At 75.5% G+C, this 2,032-nt stretch carries 1 protein-coding gene; it reads left to right on the forward strand.

Annotated features, from left to right (window positions below; genetic code table 11):
* Positions 1-1,931: hypothetical protein (locus A7A76_RS15745; protein ID WP_206412073.1), on the forward strand; the 1,931-nt coding region annotated here is incomplete at its 5' end.
* Between the last annotated feature and the right edge of the window lie 101 nt (positions 1,932-2,032).

Genomic DNA, 2,032 nt, shown 5'->3' on the forward strand with positions numbered 1-2,032 from the left:
TGGCGCTGATCCTGGCCGCGTGCGCCGGCACGGCGGCGGCGCAGGACGCGCCCGCGCCCGCCGGCGAATACCGCGACCGCATCATCGCGCCGCAGGCGCTGGCGCCGCTGCCGCCGGATCCGGAAGACGAACGCAACGACAGCGGCCTGCCGCGTTCGCTGCGCATCGGCCTGGACTACGCCCGCAACGAACGCGGCGACGAGCGCTACGACGAACGCGGGCTCAGCCTCGGCGGCTATTGGGAAACCGCCCACTGGGGCAGCGTCTCGCTCGACGCCACCGCGCTGCGCCGCAGCGGCGAGCGCCGCGACGGCGCGCGCGAATGGAGCGGCGCGGCCACGCTGTGGCAGCGCGGCGTGTACGTCGACGGCGGCTGGCGCGGCGACAACGGCCTGGGCGTGCTGGCCACGCCGGCGCCGGAGCTGCAGCGCAACCAATACCGCTTCTTCCTGCCGACCGTGGCGATGGCCGGCGCCAGCAGCCAGTGGAGCCGCGACGCCGACGGCCGCACGGTGTACGCCGCGTTCGGCCGCGCCGGCGTGTTCGACGGCACCCGCACGGTCGGCTTCGAACTCGGCGACGGCGAAGTCGCCGCGCTCGGCGCGCAATGGCGGCCGGCGCCGAACTGGACCGCGTCGGCGGCGCTGCTGAGCAACGACGGCCGCATCGCCGCGGACGCGCGCGGGGTCGCGCTGACGCCGGGCGCGACCCAGGCCGGGCACTGGGCCGCGCGCTGGAGCTCGGGCGCCGATTCGGTCCAGTTCAATCTGCTCAACAGCCACAGCCGCGACGGCAACGCCAGCGGCGGCTGGATCGACGCCAGCGCGCGCCGCGGCCGCTTCCGCCACGACGCCGGCGTGTTCTCGCTCGACCCGGGCATGGCCTGGGGCGCGCTGCCGGTCAACCAGGACGCGCGCGGCGGCTACTACCGCATCGGCTATCAATACGGGCGCTGGCTGTGGAACGCCGGCCTCGACGAAATCCGCTCGATCAGCGGCCGCGGCTTCGACGGCCGCTACGCCACCGCGTTCGCGCGCTACCAGGCCAGCACCCGCCTGGGCTACGGCGCCAGCGCCAGCCTGCGCCATGCCGACGGCGGCGGCGACGCGTACTCGCTGCAAGGCTTCGCCGACTACCGCAGCGACTGGGGCCAGACCCGGCTGCAGCTCGACCGCGCCGACGCCGGCGGCGGCGAGCGCAGCTGGCAGGCCAGCATCGACCAGGCGCTGCCGCTGCCGGAAGGCCAGCACCTGTCGCTTTCGCTGGCCTACGCCGAACTCGGCCAGCGCGGGCTCGAAGCGACCCGCAGCGCCAGCGCATCGCTGTACGGCGGGCTGCGCCTGGGCCAGCGCTGGAGCCTGGACGGCACCGCGCGCTGGACCCGCGGCGACGGTCCGTCGGCGACCCGCGGCAGCGACTTCAACCTCGGCCTCAGCGGCGCGCTGGCGCGCGGCTGGTCGCTGAGCGCGGCGCTGTACCAGAGCCGCGGCTCGCAGCGCTCGCCGTTCCTGCTCGACCCTTTGGCCCTGGATTCGCCGTTCCAGCGCCTGCCGCGCGAACGCTCGGCGCTGCTGACCCTGCGCTACGACTGGCAGGCCGGCCGCCCGCAGCCGGTGCTCGGCGCCGCGCCGAACGCGGCCAGCGGCGACATCGCCGGCACGCTGTACCTGGACGAGAACGGCGACGGCGTGCGCGCCGCCTCCGAGCGTCCCGCCGCCAACGTCACCGTGGTGCTCGACGGCCGCTGGATCGCGCGCACCGACAGCAACGGCGCGTTCGCCTTCGCCCGCGTCGGCGTCGGCGAACACCGCCTGCAGACGATCGCCGACAACCTGCCGCTGCCGTGGTCGCTGAGCGACGCGCCGACCGCGCTGCGCGTGTCGGTGCGCGAAACCACCCGCATCGAAATCGGCGCGACTCGGCCGCGCTGATGCGGCCGCAGGAACGCTCCCGCAAACCCGCCGAAGCCCCTGTAGGAGCGGCGCGAGCCGCGACCGCGAAACACGGCGTGCGGCGCAAGCTTCGGCGCGAG

The sequence above is a fragment of the Lysobacter enzymogenes genome (assembly GCF_017168095.1).
Taxonomy (GTDB): domain Bacteria; phylum Pseudomonadota; class Gammaproteobacteria; order Xanthomonadales; family Xanthomonadaceae; genus Lysobacter; species Lysobacter enzymogenes_D.